Below are 16,698 nucleotides of genomic sequence, written 5' to 3'. Positions count from 1 at the left end.
CGTCAGCCTCTCAAAACCGGCTGACGCACTCCATGGCTACCGTTTTAAACTCATCGAAGCTACGGGTCGCGGCAAGGCGGCTCATGGCGCGCTCGCGCAGGAAAGTCACGAAAATATCGTAGATCGCCATTGCCTCTTCATACTCGCTCTTGCTGATAGCGAGCAGGAAGATGATATGGGCGGTTTCGTCGCCCCAGGCGATACCCTGCGGGGCGATCACGGTATAGACCACCGTCTTTTTCGCTAACAGGCCGAGGGCGTGCGGCAGCGCAATACCGTCGCCCAGCATGGTGCTGACAATCGCTTCACGCTCGACCACCGAATCATGAAACTCCGCATCGACGAAGCCTTCCTGCTGCAGCTGCTGACACAGCTCGGCGAACAGCGTTTGCTGATCTATCGGCTTATCGATCACCCGGAAATGGGCGGCATCGAAGTATTTATTCAACATCCACGGACGGGTGCGATCCACCAGCACCAGCTTGCCAATCTGATCTAACTGGTAATCGGTGGGGAACGGCGCGATGGTCACCACCGGTTTGTCTTTTTCGCCGATCCGTACCGTTGAGATAACAAAATCCTCATCGATCGCCTCCCGCTGTTCATATTCACGCTGGAAAATGGTAGCGGCGATCGCCAACTGCGGATATTTACGCTGCAGGATCGCTTCGATCATCCGCACCATCGCATTACTGGTATCGCACACCAGCAGTACGTGCGGCTGGCGCTGGTAGCCGATGTTGTAGTGGCGTTCCAGCCCGACGCCAATATGCAGCACCAGAAAGCCGATTTCGTTTTCGCTGATGGTATAAGGCGTGTATTTGCCCCAGCTCGATACCGCGGCGAGTGTCATATCCCATGCCATCGGATAGTGCTGTTTGATGTTATCGAGCAGCGGATTGGGGATCATTATCTGATAGCGCACACGGGTGATCATGGTTTTAATGTGGGTCAGCAGATCGGCGTGCAACTGGGCGTCGTCCAGCAGGTTGTAGTTATACTGACTGTTGATGTAACGCAGAATGTAATTGACCAGCGCTTCGTCATCGTCGGCGCTGATGGTTTCGGGATCGACATCCTGTACCTGACGGGCGGCGATATGCACGCACAGCCACTCTTCCTCGGCGGGCGAGAAGGGTTTTCCGGCCAACCGCTGTAGCTCTCCCGCCAAATCGCGCGCCGCGTCGCGGACGTTTTGCGCCACATCTTCGGCGCTAAAATCGGCCAGCGGGTAGCCTTCACTCACGCGGCGTACCACAACCGCGCCGTACAGGCAGATAAAGCGCTCGCCGACATCGGTGAGGCGAATATGATGCCGGGTGAGCGTCTCCTGCAGCACCGGTTCCAGTTGCGCAGGAACATCCGCTTCCAGCGCCTCGGCGCTAATCAGCGGATTCATGCCGCCCTGCAGCGTCAGCTCCCACAGTAAATCGGTCAGGCAGGCGCGAATCGATACCTCGCTGCCGAACAGCTTCATGCCGTGGCGCGGGCGGGTTTCAAGAGTCAACTGATAACGCTGGAAGCGCTCGCGCACCTCGACCATATCATTTTGCAGCGTGGCGCGGCTGACGAACCACTCATCGGCCAGATCTTCCAGCTTGATGGAGAACGCCGAGGTCAGGAAACGCACCAGCAAAAAGTGGATGCGCTCCTGGGCGGTACGCGGCACGTGCTGCGTCTTCGGCGCCGTCTCCTCCAGCGCCTGAAAACGCGACCGATCGTCAATTTTCAGTTGATAGCCGCTACCGCGGTTGAGCGTAAACTGCGCGCCATACTGCGCCAACAGCGCATTCAGCGCGGTGATATCGGCGCGCACGGTACGGGTAGAAACCGACAGCCGCTGCGCCAGTTCATCCTGCGGCAGCGTTTCATTTCGCAGCAGGGTGAAGAGTTGCGCTAAGCGTTGGTTGGGAAATCGCATGTCAGTTCCTTGTTGTTACGGCTCAGGGTTGGGCGGATATCACCATCTGCGATGGGCTACCGACCGGCGTGTAGTCAGGGGCAAAGGTTAATTTGCCATCCTTCGGCGCCACGCTAAAACGGGTAATATTATCGCTACGCTGGTTCATGACGTACAGCCACTGCCCCTGATTATCCAGCGTCAGCGTACGGGGGTAATCCCCACGCGTCCAGATATCCTCCTGGTGGCTCAGGCTGCCGTCAGCCAGCACGCTAAAGTGGGCAATGCTGTTATGCAGGCGGTTGGCGACATATAGCTGTTTGCCATCGTTGCTCAACACCAGGCCCGCGGCAAAGCTGGTACCCTTATACTCTTTCGGCAGCGCGGAGACGGTTTTGCCTTCGCGCAGCAGGCCGCTTTGCTTATCAAGATGATAGAAGGTCAGCGTCGACGCTTCTTCGTTAATCAGCCACAGACCGTCGCCCTTTGGCGTAAAGACGAAGTGGCGCGGGCCGGCTCCCGGCGATGAGGCGGCGATAAACGGCGGATCGTTCGGCGTCAGCTTACCGCTGGCGCTATCCAGCCGGTACTGATAGATCCGATCCAGCCCGAGATCGGTGGAGTAAACAAACTTCCCACTGGGATCCGCGGCGATCATATGGGCGTGAGGGCCATTGTGATCGCTAATGGCAAAGCTGCCCTCGACGGCCGCCGCCGGACGTTCGGCGCCGGCCGGACCTTCATCCTGATGCACATCCACCGCCTCGCCCAGGCTACCATCTTCTTTCACCGGTAGCACGGCGGTGCTGCCGCTAACATAGTTGGCCACCAACAGATATTTACCATCCGGCGTCAGGGAGAGATACACCGGCCCGGCGCCGCCGGAGGCAACCTGGTTGAGTTCCGTCAGCTCGCCGTTCTTGTCAATTCGCCACGCCTGCACCACGCCTTTTTCGACTTCACTGGCGGCATACAGCGTTTTGCCATCGCGCGATACGGTTAACTGCGCGACGTTCGGCAACGAACTCACCAGCGCCTTATCGCGCAGAGCGCCGGTTTTGGCATCGACGGTAAAGCGATACAGACCTTCGCCATTAGGATTATAGGTACCAATCCAGGCGTAGTGGGTTTGCGCGGCGGCGCCGGCGGCAAGCAAAGACAGTGAAGCAACAAGCAGGTGACGAGCGGTTGGCATGGTAACTCCTTGATGGTTCGGTGGGATAAGTTGCCCCTCACCCTTTGAGGGTGAGGGGCAAGAGCACTACTTCACTAACTGTTTGGTCATCTCCAGCAACTGGCGCACATCGGCCGGGCGGGTGTTGCCGCTGGCTTTATCGATAATCGAGCTGTAAATATGCGGGATGATTTTACTCACGCCGGCATCCAGCGCGATTTTCAGGATCTCGCTGTAGTTTTCCAGATCGATACCGCCGGTCGGTTCCAGCCAGAAATCGTGCGCGGCGCAGGCTTTGGCGACGGCTTCAAACTCGGCGCGGTGCTTCAGGCCGCCCATCGGGAAGTATTTGATTGAGCTGCCGCCCATATCTTTTAACAGCGCGATGGCGGTTTCCAGCGGAACAATCCCATCCGCCGCGCCGCTGCTCAGCGGGCCGGTTGAGATCTTCACCATTCCCGGCGTGCCGGTCGGCGAGACCAGGCCATTCACCACGGTCTCATTCTGCCCGAGCAGCGCGCGGCTGGTAGCCACGCCGGTGAAGACCTGGTTGACGTGCTGCGGCTGCACCTGGCGAGAAATCTCGCTCACCATCGCCGACTGGTTTGGATCGCCTGCGCCCAGCCCGACGGAGAGCGCGTTATCAATCAGCTTCGCGTATTCACGCATATCGGCCACCGCGCTGGCGACGTCCGGATAGTTTTTGGAGAGCACGCCGACCAGTACGTGACCTTCCGCCGCCTCGTAAATTTCACGGGCGTTGTCTTTGCTGCCCGCCAGTACGTTCAGGCACACGCGGTCACGGTAAAAGTTTGGGGTCAGTTTCATGCTTTTTTCTCCTTATTCAGAACTTCTGCGATGCGGCGAGCGACCACCTCCAGCTGCTGCGCGTTCACGCTGCGGACATCGGCTTCGATAATGCCTTCATTCGCTTTATAGCCGCGGAAGTAAATGGCGTATTCGCCCTGCTTCAGGGCGTTAACCAGATCGCCGGTATTCACGCCGGTGGTCGCTTCATCAAATTTAATTTCGGCGCGGGCGATATCACGGCCCGCGCTATCCCACACCACCCGCGCGGTCACGCCGTTGAGAGTGTTGAGCTGTTCGATAAACGGCGTCATCTTGTCCACCATCTGCTGGCCGCTCTCTTTGGTCGCCGTCAGGTAGTGTTCAATGGCGCAGGTCAGGCCGAGAATGCCCTCTTTACCCACTTTCATCGCCCGGCCAATCCCCATCGACTGGCGCTTAACCCACTCAACGTACTGCGTTTTGCCGATGACCAGCCCGCTGGTCGGCCCTTCAATCGCTTTCGCGCCGCTGTAGATAACCAAATCGGCGCCCATGCGGTAGTAGCACTGCAGATCTTCTTCCGCCGCCGCATCGACGATCAGCGGCAAGTTATGCTGGCGCGCCACTTCCGCGGCCTGCGCGACGTTAAGCATGCTTTTTTGCACGCAGTGGTGGGATTTGATGTACAGAATCGCTGCGGTGCGCGGAGTGATCGCCGCCGCCAGCTGTTGGGCAGAACATTCGTTGGCGTAGCCCGCTTCCACCAGCTTACCGCCGCCCAGCGCCACCATGGTGCCAACCGGCGCGCCGAAGTTGACGTTGTGGCCCTTCGGCAGCACGATTTCGTTATTCTCAACTGGCGTTACGTGCAGGTTCTCCAGCAGCCAGTCGCTGTCTTTCACCAGCACCGCCGCGACCGACTGGGCAATCCCCGCCGACGCGCAGGAGACAACGGTCGCCCCTTCCACATCCAGCAGTTTGGCGATGTACTCGCCGGTTTTATTCACCAGGTCTTTCATTTCAAAGTACTGGTTCATACCGGCCATCGCGGCTTCAACCACTTCCGGGCGCGGCGTGGAAACGCCCAGCGCCGTCATTCGGCCAGAAGTGTTAATAACTTGTTTTAAATGGTATTTCTCAAAAATCGAAGGCATGTTCCGCGCTCCCTTGTTCGGTCAGATAGCCCTTGCCCGCGCGAATCGCGGCCAGCGGCACCAGAATGTTGTCAGCCTGCAGGCTCTCTTTTTCGGCATCCACCAGCAACGTGGGCTGATGCTGCAGGCTAAATAGCGTTAAATCGGCATCGAAGCCCTCTTCGAGGCGCCCTTTACGCGTCAGACGCAACCCCTCGGCGGCGCTAACGGTCACGCAGTCAATGACCTGCGGCAGGGTCATGCCGATGGCGAGGAATTTCGACATCACCAGCGCCAGCGAGCGCACCGGGCCGTCGATACGGTTACGGCAGTAAATATCGGAGCTAATAGTGTGCGGCAGAATGCCCATCGCAATCGCCCGACGCGCCACTTCAAAGCTGAAACTGGCGGTACCGTGGCCGACATCGAGGCGCACGCCGCGCTGCAGAGCGCGAGTAATGGAGCTGCGCAGCTCGCCGGCAGGATTAAGAATACGGTTCGGCTTGCCGTTATAGCAGTGGGTAATGATGTCGCCACTGCTCAGCAGATCGGCGATTTCATCGAGGTTCGGCGGGTTATTGCCGATGTGCACCATCAACGGCAGATCGCCGTTTTCCTGCTGAATGGCTTTGGCGCGCGCCAGCGGCGTAATGCCGTTTTCGCCGACGACGCTGCTGCTCATCCGCGCCTTCAGGCCGACGATAAAATCAGGATGACGTTGCACCGCCTGCTTCACCGCGGCGGCGTCGATATTAGCCATATTCGCCAGCTCATTCTGCGCAATCAGCCCGACGCGGGAGATGTTGAGCAACGCATAAACTTCCGTCGCCGCTTTACGGGTCAGTTGATAGAAGTCATCGACGTCGTCGGCGCCGGTGCTGCCGGCATCAATCACGGTGGTGACGCCGGTGGCGATGCCGACGCTATCCGGCTCATCGTGATAAATTGGTGAATTCGGGTAGCAGTGAACGTGAGAGTCAATCCAGCCAGCGCTGACGTAAACCTTGCCGTTCAGCTCGATGGTTTTACGGGAGGGCGCGCTAATCTCGCCCAGCGCCGCGATTTTCCCGTCCTGGATGGCGATATCAGTCAGGGTATCGTCGACGAGGCGCGCACGGCGCAGGAGTAAATCAAACATAGCTATCTCCTGATGAAAGAGTGAATATGTTGCCGGATGGCGGCGTACCGCCTTATCCGGCCTACAAATCGCTCTGACTTGCAGGCCCGATAAGCGCGGCGCCATCGGGCGATTAGCTAATCGCAATCGGGAAGATGGAACCGAGGATCATCGCGCCGAGGATGGCGCCGCCGGTGATCGGTTTCTGCCAGATGTAGAACAGCAGTGCGCCAACCAAAGAACCAATCCCGATAGGAATAGACGCCGTCATCGCGCTGAGGATGATCAATGGACCGAGGAAGCGGCCGGAGGCGTTACCGGCCCCCATCATCACGTCGGCGCCGTAGGTGGAATCGCTCTGGTTGATGGTGAACTTACGCGCCAGAATGATGATGTAGCCGACCGCCAGGCCGAGGATCAGGCCGGTTGCCAGCGACGCGGCGAAGTTCGCCACCGGGAAGACAAAGCCCGCGCCGAGCAGCAGCGCCGGTACGCCGAGGCCGATACCGGTCTGAATGGCGCCGCCGATATCCAGAATCCCCACCAGCGAACCTTCGATGATGCGGGCGAACAGGAAGCTTGCGCCGAATGCCGCCACCGCGCCGTACGCGCCGGTATCAATCCCTGCCTTCAACATCGCCACGAAGGCCACTTCGTTAAAGGCGCCGATGCCGTACAGATAGTACATGTGCGTCCCGGCGAAGACGCCGGAGGAGAGCAGGCCAACAAAGATCGGGAACGACCAGTCGGCATACCAAAAACCTTTATTCTGTTCCATTATCAGGCTCCCGTTACTTGCCGCTGAGTGAGTTGTGGATCATGTCCAGCCAGTTCGGCACGGTCAGATGGAAGGATTCGAGCATCTTCATGTCGAAGCCGCGGAAGAAGCCGCTGAGGACGAACAACGCGACAATGGCGATCATCATCACTTTGGTTACCCGGTTCCAGCCGCTCTCTTCCACGCCTTTACCGATCAGGATCCCCAGTACCAGACCCGGTACGGCGTTCCCCATAATCAGCTGCGCCGCGCCGCCGAAAATCGTCGCCCAGAAGCCTGATTTCTTACCGGCATCGATAGCCGCCAGCCAGAAAATCACCGGCATCACGGTGTTCACCAGCAGGTTTGCCGCCGGAACCAATACCTTAACGGCGGTGACCTGCAGCGCTTCCGGTACGGAAGAGGCGGTCAGGTTAAGGAAGGCGACGACGATCATGCCGATGATGCCGCAGGCAATGGCCATTTTTTTCGGATCGTGTAGCGTTTCGCCAACGTTACGATTTTTCACCATCAACGCCGCCGCGCCCCAGTTCGGGATAATGCGGTGGTCAACGTCCTGAGTGAAGGAGCCTGCTGCAACGGAAGAGGCCCAGGCGTTAAAGAAGAAGCCGAGACCAAAAGAGAAGTGAGAAGCCGGATCGCCTTCGCAGGAATTCAGCTCGCCCAAGGTACGAAACGCCCCCATCCCTTGCGTGGTGGGCGCGTGAAACATGCGTGCCGCTCCGGCGCCCACGCCGACGCCGACCAGGCCGCCGATGATGAGCGATTTTATTAAAATTATCAGGAACATAGTCTGACCCTTTGGTAACAATCAGGTTTGCGTGACGAAATCCACTTTATCGAGATCGATGGCGGTCACGTTGACGGTGACGTCCAGCTCCACGCTGTAGGTCCGTCGTTCACGGCGCAAAAAGATGAACAGAAACGCCTCTTTTCGTACCGCTTCGCGCGCATGAACAACCGTCACGTCCTGTGGCTCAATACGCAGTAGGATGCGCGATGATGATTTCATCACCGCAGCCTGCACATGGTTCAGGGCATCGGCGAAGGCCCGTGATTTGCTTTCGCCTTTGCCTGCAACCCTCACCGTGGTGGTGAATTGCTCTTTCATACTTATGCGCCGTATTTCTTTTTCCAGGCTTCAACCAGGCGCTCGCCCAGCTCTTCTTTATCCATGAAGCCGAAGCCCAGCACGTTGCAGCCTTCGTTGATGGCGGTGACGCCCTCTTCAATAGAACGCATGCCGTATTTTGCTTTGTAACCGTACTTGGTCTGCGCGGTGATGGCGCCTGCGCCGCCGCTACCGCAGAAGGAGATGCCGAAAGAGGCGTTTTCCGCTTTCATCATGTCGCCAAGTTTCATATCTGCAGCAACGCCAGGGACGACCACTGCACGTGCGCCGGCTTTTTCTGCGCCTGCCGCGACTTTTTGTCCTTTACCCAGACGGTCGCCAATAACTACGGTGATTTGTTCCATGTTTTGCTCCTTACAGGTTTTCTTTTGCGACTTCGAAGTGGACGGACAACAACCAGGCCTCTTCATCAGGCAGGTTGCCGAACTGTGCGACCACTTCGCGGGCCAGCATCATTGAATCTTCAGAAATTTCTTCGAACAGACTGGCATCCACTTCCGGTAGCGGTTCGCCGCTGATTGACCGGTGGGCCATGGCCCGCACGTGGGAAGTCAGCATTTGCTCCTGAACGTCGTTAGGGACGATGTCGTGACGGCTTAACAGGGCGAATACCTGCTGTAACATCTTGTCAGCCAGGCGTTCGGTCTGCGCCGCCTGCTCCCCTACGTCGTTTATTACCGCTCCGTTATTCACTTGTGTTACCCCGCTGATGTCTCTGGAATCCAAAGTAGCGCCGGGGGTCAGGAGTTTGTAGCGAGTTGTTTTCCACTTCGAAGTGGAAAGGGAGAAGGCTTAGGTGATCGACTCCACATATTCGCCGGATAAATGTAAAAACAGGCGATATGACGTGATGCACATCACAACAATGAGCGAGGTTTAGCGGAAAACGACCGCAGAAAGACCGGAAAAAGAAAAGGGAAAAATGTGATACAGGTAGGCTTTTAGGCGGGAGACATCGGCTGACGCCTCCCGAAAATGGCGATTAGCGATACTTCTTATGGTAAGTATTGCGGGTAGTTTTGAAGTCCTCCGCGGCAGCCTGCGCCTCTTTCAGCTTACCAGCGTCAGATAACTTCAGCGCGCCGTCGATCTGGCCGACCAGCGTTTCCAGACCGTGGCGGAAATCTTTCATCTCCGGGCTATCGGCCGCTTTGCCTTCCAGTTTTGGCGGCGTCTCTTTCTGCGCGTCAACCGCAGCGGTGCGCATCTTATTCAGCGCCGCTTTCAGCTCGCCAATGTCAGAGGTTTTTTGTACCACCTGCAGGTTTTCCGCAAGGGTGTCCATGTCTTCGCCAAGGTCGGCGAACGCCGATGCCGAACCGAGCGCAAAAGCAGAGACGGCCAGCATCGCTAACAGTTTTTTACGCATTGCTCACTTCCTTTTTATTATGAAGATATCAAACGGGCGCGGCAGGACGCGCCCGGCACACAGGTCATTGACCGGCGATTTTCATCTCCGGCAGCAGCACGGAACCACACTGAATATTGCTGCGCGTTTCGATATCGTCGCCGACGGTGACAATATTACGCCACATTTCTTTCAGATTTCCGGCGATGGTGATCTCACTGACCGGATACTGAATTTCGCCGTTTTCTACCCAGAAACCGGATGCGCCGCGCGAGTAGTCGCCGGTCACGCCACTAACACCCTGCCCCATCAATTCGGTGACCACAAGCCCGGTGCCCATCTCTTTAAGCATCTTTGCAAAACTCAGGCCGCGGCCGTTGATGCGCCAGTTATGGATACCGCCGGCGTGGCCGGTGCTTTTCATACCCAGCTTGCGCGCGGAGTAGTTAGTCAGCAGCCACTGGGTCAGCACGCCGTCTTTGATGATGTCGCGACGTTCGGTGCGCACGCCTTCGCTGTCGAACGGCGTGGAGGCCAGCCCCTTCAGCAGATGCGGGTGTTCTTCGATGGTCAGCCACTCCGGCAGGATCTGTTTGCCGAGGGAGTCGAGCAGGAAGGTCGATTTACGGTAGACCGCGCCGCCGGCAATCGCCCCGACCAGGTGGCCAAACAGCCCGGTGGCCACTTCGTTGGCGAAGATAACCGGCGCTTTCATCGTCGACAGCTTACGCGGCGCCAGGCGCGACAAAGTGCGACGGGCGCATTCGTTGCCGACCCACTCCGGGGTCTGTAAGTCGCCGATAGCGCGGCCAATGGTGTAGGCGTAGTCGCGTTCCATATCGCCGTTTTCTTCGGCAATCACGCAGCTGGAGAGCGAGTGGCGGGTAGAGCAGTAGCTCTGGAGCATGCCGTAGCTGTTACCGAAAACTTTAATTCCATAGTGGCTGTTGAAGCTGCCGCCTTCGGTATTGGTAATGCGTTTGTCGGCCTGCAGGGCGGCCTGCTCGGCGCGGGCGGCCAGCTCGATGGCTTCATCCGGAGAGACCTCCGCCGGATGGAACAGGTCCAGATCCGGGGCGTCAAAGGCCAGCAGTTCTTTATCCGCCACGCCGGCAAACGGGTCCGGCGAGGTGTAACGCGCGATATCCAGCGCCGCCTGCACGGTACGGGCGATAGCGTCCGGGCTCAGGTCGGTCGACGAGGCGCTGCCTTTACGGTTTTGATGATAAACGGTGATGCCCAGCGCGCCGTCGCTATTGAATTCAACATTCTCCACCTCACCGTAGCGGGTGCTGACGCCGATGCCGGTGGTCTTGCTGACGGAGACTTCCGCACCGTCGGATTTGCCTGCCGCCAGTTCCAGTGCCGTACTAACGGCTTCTTCCAGCGTCTTACGCTGCTGTGCAACTTGAGAGATGACTTTCATTGCTAATGCCATAATGTAAGAAGGAGTTAACTGAAGTCTAACAGAGAACCGTTTTTCAGTGCGCGCCTTAACTGGTAACATTAGCCTCTTTTTTAAGGAGCCTGAGATGACAAAGCAGCCCGAAGACTGGCTCGACGACGTGCCCGGTGATGACGTTGAAGATGAAGATGATGAAATTATCTGGGTCAGCAAGAGTGAAATTAAGCGCGATGCGGAAGAACTGAAGCGTCTTGGCGCGGAAATGGTAGACCTTGGTAAGAACGCGCTGGATAAGCTGCCGCTCGATACCGACCTGCGCGACGCCATTGAACTCGCCCAGCGTATCAAGAAAGAAGGCCGCCGCCGCCAGCTGCAGCTGATTGGTAAAATGCTGCGTAACCGCGACGTCGATCCGATTCGCCAGGCGCTGGATAAGCTGAAGAACCGTCACAACCAGCAGGTTGCGCTGTTCCATAAGCTGGAACAAATCCGCGATCGTTTGATTGATAATGGCGATGATGCGGTCGCAGAAGTATTGAACCTGTGGCCAGACGCTGACCGTCAGCAGCTGCGCTCACTGATCCGTAATGCCAAGAAAGAGAAAGAAGGCAACAAGCCGCCGAAATCCGCGCGCCTGATCTTCCAGTATCTGCGCGAACTGGCCGAAAACGAAGGCTAGTCCCCACGCTAACCGCCATCTCCCGGATGGCGGCGCGTTGCGCCTTATCCGGGCTACCCCATCACCTCTCGCCCTAAATCGCGGGCAAACTGCTGATACTGCGCCGCATCGATCGGCTGCGGATAGCTCAACACCAGCAGTTCATGATCGTCGATCCCTTGATGATAGGTCGGATGGCGGTGCGCCCAGGCATTGGCATGGAATCCCATCGACTGATAAAAACGCAGCCGTTTATGGGCGATTTCGCTGGTGAGCGGATCGATTTCCAGAATGGTCAGCGGCGCGCGCGTCAGGATCTGCGCCAGCAGCTGTTTGCCATAACCGCGCGAACGAAGGGTGTCGTCAATCGCCAGATGTTCGATATAGCTATAACCGGCAAACTGCCAGCAGCCGCTCAGGCCAATAAATCCCCCGTCATCAAACCACGCTTCCAACGCATAGTGCGGGTTGCTCAGCGCCTGAAGTTTGGCATCGCTTTCGCGCTGTTCGTGCCACGGAAAGGCGCGGGCGTACAGCGCGTCAAGCATGGCGAAATGGGGCGAGTCGGTAGAAAGTACTCTTTCACAGGTCAGCATCACACAATCCCTGGTGGCAAAAACAAAACTGCCCTCACGCGGAGGGCAGTAACCGGAGGCGTTCGCGCTTATTCTGCCGCGACCGCTTTTTGCGCCAGTTTATCCAGCAGCTTCTGATGAATGCCGCCGAAGCCGCCGTTGCTCATCACCAGAATATGGTCACCCGGATGCGCAGTTTTCACTATCATGTCCACCAGCGTATCGACGTCGGCGCTCCAGTGCGCCGGCTGTACGCAGGCTTCCGCCACTTCCGCCACCTGCCACGGGATATGCTGCGGCTGTAACAGGAAGACTTCATCGGCGCGGCCGAGAGACGGCGCCAGATCGTCTTTGCAGACACCCATTTTCATGGTGTTGGAACGCGGCTCCAGCACCGCCAGAATACGCGCGGTGCCGCCGACTTTGCCGCGCAGCGCCTGCAGCGTCGCGAGAATGGCCGTCGGATGGTGGGCAAAATCGTCGTAAACGGTCACGCCGTTGGCTTCGCCGCGTAGCTCAAGGCGACGTCGGGCGTTGATAAAGCTGCCCAGCGCGTTAGCGGCATCCGCCGGCACCACGCCGACATGACGCGCCGCGGCAATCGCCATCAGGCCGTTGTGCATATTATGCTCGCCGACCAGCGCCCAGTTCACTTCGCCAACTTTTTCGCCGTCGAGCAGGACTTCCCACTGCGAGGCATCGGCGTTGAGTTTCTTCGCCTGCCAGTGGCCCTGTTCGCCCACCAGCTCCTGTTCGCTCCAGCAGCCCATCGCCATCACCTGCTTCAGGTTGATGTCGCTCTCCGGCAGAATAATTTTGCCTTTGCCCGGCACGATGCGCACCAGGTGGTGGAACTGTTTCTGAATCGCTTTCAGGTCGTCAAAGATATCCGCATGGTCAAACTCAAGGTTATTGAGGATCAGCGTGCGCGGGCAGTAGTGAACGAACTTGGAACGCTTGTCGAAGAAGGCGCAGTCATATTCGTCGGCTTCAATCACGAAGAACGGGCTATCGCCCAGGCGTGCGGAAACATCGAAGTTCCCCGGTACGCCGCCGATAACGAAGCCCGGCTTATAGCCGCAGGCTTCGAGGATCCACGTCGCCATCCCGGCGGTGGTGGTTTTACCGTGAGTACCGGCGACGGCCAGCACCCAGCGGTCGCGCAGAACGAAGTCGTGCAGCCACTGCGGGCCGGACATGTACGGAATGTTGTTTTCCAGTACCGCTTCGACGCACGGATTACCGCGGGTCATAGCGTTGCCGATAATCACCAGGTCCGGCTGCGGGTCCAGTTGGCTGGCGTCGTACCCCTGAATCAGATCGATGCCCTGGTTTTCCAGCAGGGTGCTCATTGGCGGATAAACGTTAGCATCCGAGCCGGTTACTTGATGCCCGAGGGAACGTGCCAGCATTGCCAGCCCCCCCATAAACGTGCCACAGATTCCTAAAATATGAATGCGCATTCGTTACTTCCCTCATTAATCTGACCCGCATTTTACCCATATGTAGGCCCCCTGAGAAATGCATTTCAGGCAAATCTGCATTTGCTGGCGCGATTCACCTGTGCGCAGTTTTTTTATTATTTGTTAAGATTGTTGCGTTCGTTTTACTCAACATAAAAATGCAGGGAACGAGTTATGAAAACGTTAGGTGAATTTATTGTCGAAAAGCAGCACGAGTTCTCCCACGCTACCGGTGAGCTGACTGCTTTGTTGTCGGCAATAAAATTGGGCGCCAAGATCATCCACCGCGATATCAATAAGGCCGGTCTGGTCGATATCCTGGGTGCCAGCGGTGCGGAAAACGTTCAGGGTGAAGTTCAGCAGAAGCTGGACCTGTTCGCGAATGAAAAATTAAAAGCTGCACTGCGCGCACGTGATATCGTCGCCGGTATCGCCTCGGAAGAAGAAGATGAAATCGTGGTCTTCGAAGGGTGCGAACACGCCAAATACGTTGTGCTGATGGATCCGCTGGATGGCTCCTCCAACATTGACGTTAACGTCTCCGTGGGGACTATCTTCTCTATCTACCGCCGCGTCACGCCGGTCGGTACGCCGGTCACCGAAGAAGACTTCCTGCAGCCGGGTAACAAACAGGTTGCCGCGGGTTATGTGGTTTACGGCTCCTCCACCATGCTGGTCTACACCACCGGCTGCGGCGTGCACGCCTTTACCTACGACCCGTCACTCGGCGTCTTCTGCCTGAGCCAGGAGCGGATGCGCTTCCCGGAGAAAGGCAAAACCTACTCTATCAACGAAGGTAACTACATCAAGTTCCCGATGGGCGTGAAGAAGTACATCAAGTACTGTCAGGAAGAAGATAAAGAGACCCAGCGCCCGTACACCTCGCGCTATATCGGTTCTCTGGTGGCCGACTTCCACCGTAACCTGCTGAAAGGCGGCATCTACCTGTATCCGAGCACCGCCAGCCACCCGCAAGGGAAACTGCGTTTGCTGTACGAATGCAACCCGATGGCGATGCTGGCGGAACAGGCTGGCGGCAAAGCCAGCGATGGTAAAGAGCGTATTCTCGATATCATCCCGGAAAGCCTGCACCAGCGCCGTTCGTTCTTCGTCGGCAACGACCACATGGTAGAAGACGTCGAGAACTTCATTAAAGAGTTCCCGGACGCTTAATTTCTACCTTCCCTTCCCGCCCTGCGGGAAGGGAGTTCCCTGTTAGCGATTCATCGCCCCACCTACGCGAGTCACCGCCGCATTCTGGCGATTTTCCCACAGCACCGTCAGCCCACGCTGCAGCGCAATGAAGATAAACAGCAGGATGCCGATGGCTATCTTCGTCCACCATGAACTGAGCGTACCGTCAAAGTTGATGTAGGTCTGAATAAGCCCCTGAATCGCCACGCCGAACAGCGTCCCCAGGACCGTTCCGACGCCACCGCTAAGCAGCGTGCCGCCTATCACCACCGAAGCGATAGCATCCAGTTCCACGCCGACGCCCGCCAGCGCGTAGCCCGCCTGGGTGTAGATAGAGAAGACGATGCCGGCAAGCGTCGCCAGACCGGTCGACAACATATAGATGCGAATGGTGGTGCTACGCGTCGAAATGCCCATCAAATTGGCCGACGTGGCGTTGCCGCCGATAGCATAAACCTGGTTGCCAAAGCGGGTACGATGGGCGAGGAAAATTCCCAGCACCACCACCAGCAGCATCAGCAGCCCCATCGCGCTCAGGCGGCCGCCGCCGGGGATGGTCCACGCCAGCCCGGACAGAGTGTCATACAGCGGATGGTTAATAGGAATCGACTCTTCCGAGACCAGATAGCTCACGCCGCGCAGGAAAAACATACCGGCGAGGGTGATGATAAATGCCGGAATTTTCAGCGCATCGATCAGCAATCCCATAAACGCGCCGAAGGCGCAGCCCATGGCCAGTACCAGCGGAAAGGCCAGCAGCGGCGAGATCCCCCAAAAGCCGATCGCTTTGGCAAGAAACACGCCGGTGAAGGCAATCACCGACCCGACCGACAGATCGATACCGCCGCTGAGGATCACGAAGGTCATGCCGACGGCGATGATCCCAAGGAAAGCGTTATCGGTCAGGATATTGCAAATCACCCGCGTCGAAGCAAAACCCGGAAACTGGGTCAGGCAGTAGAGATAGCCCAGCACGAATACCGCGAGGGTGATCATCAAAGGTAAATTACGTTTTATCACGGCCGCGTACCCCTTTCAGTAGACCGATAAAGCGCGGAGACTGAACGATCAGTACGCACAGCACCACCACCGCTTTCACCACCTGGTTGAGCTCCGGCGGGAAACCGGAGAGTAAAATCCCGGTGTTCATCCCCTGGATAATCAACGCCCCCACCACCGACAGCAGCAGATTGAAGCGCCCGCCCATCAGCGAACCGCCGCCGATCACCACCGCCAGGATGGCGTCCAGCTCCAGCCACAATCCGGCGTTGTTGGCGTCGGCGCCGCGGATATCCGCCGCGACGATAATGCCGGCAATCGCCGCGCAAATACCGCTTAGTACATAGGCCAGCATCACCACGATGCGGGTATTCACCCCGGCATTTTTTGCCGCACGGATATTGATCCCCACCGCCTCAATAAACATGCCGAGCGCGGTCCGGCGGGTAAACAGCCAGAACAACAGTAGCGTTGCGACGGCAATAATCACCGGCGTCGGCAGCAGCAACAGGGAGCCGCTGCCGAGCCAGGAAAGCGCCGGTGAATCAAAGGTGACTATCTGCCCGGAGGTAATCAGCTGCGCGACGCCGCGCCCGGCGACCATCAGGATAAGCGTGGCCACAAAAGGCTGGATCTTCAGCACGGCCACCAAAATGCCGTTCCACAGGCCGGCCAGCGCGCCTGCGCCCAATGCGGCGAGCAGCACCACCGGCAGGCTGTGCCCGGCGACGGTCATTGAGGCGGCGGTCGCCCCGGCGATAGCCATCACCGCACCGACCGACAGATCGATGCCGCCGGTGGCGATGACCAGCGTCATGCCAATCGCCAGCAGCGCCACCGGCGCCGCGCGGTTGAGAATGTCAATCGGGCTACCAAACAGCCGCCCATCCTGCAGCAGCACCTGGAAGAAATGCGGCGCCACCAGGCTATCCACCGCTAATACCAGCAGGAGAGCGATAATTTGCGGCATCCCTTTCGGCCAGCTAAAGCGCCGTTTTGGCTGTCCGCTTTGTGGTACGGTTCTGGGCATCAT

General features: G+C 57.9%; 18 protein-coding genes. 2 read left to right on the top strand and 16 right to left on the bottom strand.

From position 1 onward, the window contains the following. Positions 1 to 10: 10 nt before the first annotated feature. From EAE_RS09845 to pmbA, 12 genes are all read right to left on the bottom strand, one after another. A complete protein-coding gene (locus EAE_RS09845; protein ID WP_015704203.1) occupies positions 11 to 1,921 on the bottom strand; it encodes a BglG family transcription antiterminator in 1,911 nt (636 codons plus the stop codon). 22 nt (positions 1,922 to 1,943) lie between these two features. Further along, a complete protein-coding gene (locus tag EAE_RS09840; protein ID WP_015368569.1) occupies positions 1,944 to 3,095 on the bottom strand; it encodes a lactonase family protein in 1,152 nt (383 codons plus the stop codon). A gap of 66 nt (positions 3,096 to 3,161) precedes the next feature. Beyond that, the gene (dagF, locus tag EAE_RS09835) at positions 3,162 to 3,902 is read right to left on the bottom strand and encodes a 2-dehydro-3-deoxy-phosphogluconate aldolase (RefSeq protein WP_015368570.1); all 741 of its coding nucleotides are present in this window, start codon (positions 3,900 to 3,902) and stop codon (positions 3,162 to 3,164) included. Further along, the gene (locus EAE_RS09830) at positions 3,899 to 5,017 is read right to left on the bottom strand and encodes a DgaE family pyridoxal phosphate-dependent ammonia lyase (RefSeq protein WP_015704202.1); all 1,119 of its coding nucleotides are present in this window, start codon (positions 5,015 to 5,017) and stop codon (positions 3,899 to 3,901) included. Before EAE_RS09830 ends, dagF begins: the two co-directional genes overlap by 4 nt. Further along, positions 5,001 to 6,134, bottom strand: a complete 1,134-nt coding sequence (locus EAE_RS09825) for an amidohydrolase/deacetylase family metallohydrolase (RefSeq protein ID WP_015368572.1) — start codon at positions 6,132 to 6,134, stop codon at positions 5,001 to 5,003. The genes EAE_RS09830 and EAE_RS09825 overlap by 17 nt, the downstream gene beginning before the upstream one ends. Positions 6,135 to 6,246: 112 nt before the next feature. Then, positions 6,247 to 6,891 carry a DUF4310 family protein gene (locus EAE_RS09820; RefSeq protein ID WP_015368573.1) on the bottom strand — a complete coding sequence of 215 codons (645 nt, stop codon included), beginning with the start codon at positions 6,889 to 6,891 and terminating at the stop codon, positions 6,247 to 6,249. 13 nt (positions 6,892 to 6,904) lie between these two features. After that, positions 6,905 to 7,681, bottom strand: coding sequence for a DUF4311 domain-containing protein (locus tag EAE_RS09815; protein ID WP_015368574.1), 777 nt, complete (start codon positions 7,679 to 7,681; stop codon positions 6,905 to 6,907). 21 nt (positions 7,682 to 7,702) lie between these two features. Next, positions 7,703 to 8,002 (bottom strand): DUF4312 family protein, encoded by a 300-nt coding sequence (locus tag EAE_RS09810; protein WP_015368575.1) that lies wholly within the window; start codon positions 8,000 to 8,002, stop codon positions 7,703 to 7,705. A 2-nt stretch (positions 8,003 to 8,004) separates the two neighbouring features. Continuing rightward, positions 8,005 to 8,367, bottom strand: a complete 363-nt coding sequence (locus EAE_RS09805) for an SFCGS family glycine-rich protein (RefSeq protein WP_015368576.1) — start codon at positions 8,365 to 8,367, stop codon at positions 8,005 to 8,007. A gap of 10 nt (positions 8,368 to 8,377) precedes the next feature. Beyond that, positions 8,378 to 8,716, bottom strand: coding sequence for a PRD domain-containing protein (locus EAE_RS09800; protein WP_015368577.1), 339 nt, complete (start codon positions 8,714 to 8,716; stop codon positions 8,378 to 8,380). 289 nt (positions 8,717 to 9,005) lie between these two features. After that, positions 9,006 to 9,392 carry a cytochrome b562 gene (gene cybC / locus EAE_RS09795; protein ID WP_047079372.1) on the bottom strand — a complete coding sequence of 129 codons (387 nt, stop codon included), beginning with the start codon at positions 9,390 to 9,392 and terminating at the stop codon, positions 9,006 to 9,008. Between the two features lie 64 nt (positions 9,393 to 9,456). Continuing rightward, positions 9,457 to 10,809 (bottom strand): metalloprotease PmbA, encoded by a 1,353-nt coding sequence (gene pmbA, locus EAE_RS09790; RefSeq protein ID WP_020079799.1) that lies wholly within the window; start codon positions 10,807 to 10,809, stop codon positions 9,457 to 9,459. A gap of 94 nt (positions 10,810 to 10,903) precedes the next feature. On the opposite strand from pmbA, the gene yjgA reads away from it, so the two are divergent. Beyond that, the gene (yjgA, locus tag EAE_RS09785; protein ID WP_015704200.1) at positions 10,904 to 11,455 is read left to right on the top strand and encodes a ribosome biogenesis factor YjgA; all 552 of its coding nucleotides are present in this window, start codon (positions 10,904 to 10,906) and stop codon (positions 11,453 to 11,455) included. A 53-nt stretch (positions 11,456 to 11,508) separates the two neighbouring features. Here yjgA and EAE_RS09780 read toward each other — a convergent pair whose 3' ends face one another. Both EAE_RS09780 and mpl read right to left on the bottom strand, forming a co-directional pair. Beyond that, positions 11,509 to 12,030, bottom strand: coding sequence for a GNAT family N-acetyltransferase (locus EAE_RS09780; protein WP_015704199.1), 522 nt, complete (start codon positions 12,028 to 12,030; stop codon positions 11,509 to 11,511). Positions 12,031 to 12,098: 68 nt separating this feature from the next. Next, positions 12,099 to 13,472 (bottom strand): UDP-N-acetylmuramate:L-alanyl-gamma-D-glutamyl-meso-diaminopimelate ligase, encoded by a 1,374-nt coding sequence (mpl, locus tag EAE_RS09775; RefSeq protein WP_015368582.1) that lies wholly within the window; start codon positions 13,470 to 13,472, stop codon positions 12,099 to 12,101. A 174-nt stretch (positions 13,473 to 13,646) separates the two neighbouring features. Between mpl and fbp the strand changes: the two genes are divergently transcribed. After that, positions 13,647 to 14,645: a class 1 fructose-bisphosphatase gene (fbp, locus tag EAE_RS09770; RefSeq protein ID WP_015368583.1), complete on the top strand. Its 999-nt coding sequence runs from the start codon at positions 13,647 to 13,649 to the stop codon at positions 14,643 to 14,645. A 42-nt stretch (positions 14,646 to 14,687) separates the two neighbouring features. Here the strand turns inward: fbp and yjfF are convergent, their stop codons facing one another. Together yjfF and ytfT are read right to left on the bottom strand one after the other, a co-directional pair. Next, positions 14,688 to 15,686, bottom strand: a complete 999-nt coding sequence (yjfF, locus tag EAE_RS09765; RefSeq protein WP_015704198.1) for a galactofuranose ABC transporter, permease protein YjfF — start codon at positions 15,684 to 15,686, stop codon at positions 14,688 to 14,690. Further along, entirely contained in the window at positions 15,673 to 16,698 is a 1,026-nt protein-coding gene (ytfT, locus tag EAE_RS09760) for a galactofuranose ABC transporter, ATP-binding protein YtfT (RefSeq protein ID WP_015704197.1), read from the bottom strand. The genes yjfF and ytfT overlap by 14 nt, the downstream gene beginning before the upstream one ends.

It is taken from the genome of Klebsiella aerogenes KCTC 2190 (assembly GCF_000215745.1).
GTDB lineage: Bacteria > Pseudomonadota > Gammaproteobacteria > Enterobacterales > Enterobacteriaceae > Klebsiella > Klebsiella aerogenes.
Note: the sequence above shows the minus strand (reverse complement) of the source record. Positions and strands in the feature narration are given on the sequence as shown.

What these genes read in the sequence shown, in the direction of transcription:
- ytfT (WP_015704197.1), bottom strand. Translation starts at nt 16,698, where the DNA reads ATGATGCCCAGAACCGTACCACAAAGCGGACAGCCAAAACGGCGCTTT.
- EAE_RS09845 (WP_015704203.1), bottom strand. Translation starts at nt 1,921, where the DNA reads ATGCGATTTCCCAACCAACGCTTAGCGCAACTCTTCACCCTGCTGCGA.
- EAE_RS09825 (WP_015368572.1), bottom strand. Translation starts at nt 6,134, where the DNA reads ATGTTTGATTTACTCCTGCGCCGTGCGCGCCTCGTCGACGATACCCTG.
- EAE_RS09820 (WP_015368573.1), bottom strand. Translation starts at nt 6,891, where the DNA reads ATGGAACAGAATAAAGGTTTTTGGTATGCCGACTGGTCGTTCCCGATC.
- yjgA (WP_015704200.1), top strand. Translation starts at nt 10,904, where the DNA reads ATGACAAAGCAGCCCGAAGACTGGCTCGACGACGTGCCCGGTGATGAC.
- EAE_RS09805 (WP_015368576.1), bottom strand. Translation starts at nt 8,367, where the DNA reads ATGGAACAAATCACCGTAGTTATTGGCGACCGTCTGGGTAAAGGACAA.
- EAE_RS09830 (WP_015704202.1), bottom strand. Translation starts at nt 5,017, where the DNA reads ATGCCTTCGATTTTTGAGAAATACCATTTAAAACAAGTTATTAACACT.
- fbp (WP_015368583.1), top strand. Translation starts at nt 13,647, where the DNA reads ATGAAAACGTTAGGTGAATTTATTGTCGAAAAGCAGCACGAGTTCTCC.
- pmbA (WP_020079799.1), bottom strand. Translation starts at nt 10,809, where the DNA reads ATGGCATTAGCAATGAAAGTCATCTCTCAAGTTGCACAGCAGCGTAAG.
- EAE_RS09840 (WP_015368569.1), bottom strand. Translation starts at nt 3,095, where the DNA reads ATGCCAACCGCTCGTCACCTGCTTGTTGCTTCACTGTCTTTGCTTGCC.
- EAE_RS09780 (WP_015704199.1), bottom strand. Translation starts at nt 12,030, where the DNA reads ATGCTGACCTGTGAAAGAGTACTTTCTACCGACTCGCCCCATTTCGCC.
- dagF (WP_015368570.1), bottom strand. Translation starts at nt 3,902, where the DNA reads ATGAAACTGACCCCAAACTTTTACCGTGACCGCGTGTGCCTGAACGTA.
- cybC (WP_047079372.1), bottom strand. Translation starts at nt 9,392, where the DNA reads ATGCGTAAAAAACTGTTAGCGATGCTGGCCGTCTCTGCTTTTGCGCTC.
- EAE_RS09810 (WP_015368575.1), bottom strand. Translation starts at nt 8,002, where the DNA reads ATGAAAGAGCAATTCACCACCACGGTGAGGGTTGCAGGCAAAGGCGAA.
- mpl (WP_015368582.1), bottom strand. Translation starts at nt 13,472, where the DNA reads ATGCGCATTCATATTTTAGGAATCTGTGGCACGTTTATGGGGGGGCTG.
- EAE_RS09815 (WP_015368574.1), bottom strand. Translation starts at nt 7,681, where the DNA reads ATGTTCCTGATAATTTTAATAAAATCGCTCATCATCGGCGGCCTGGTC.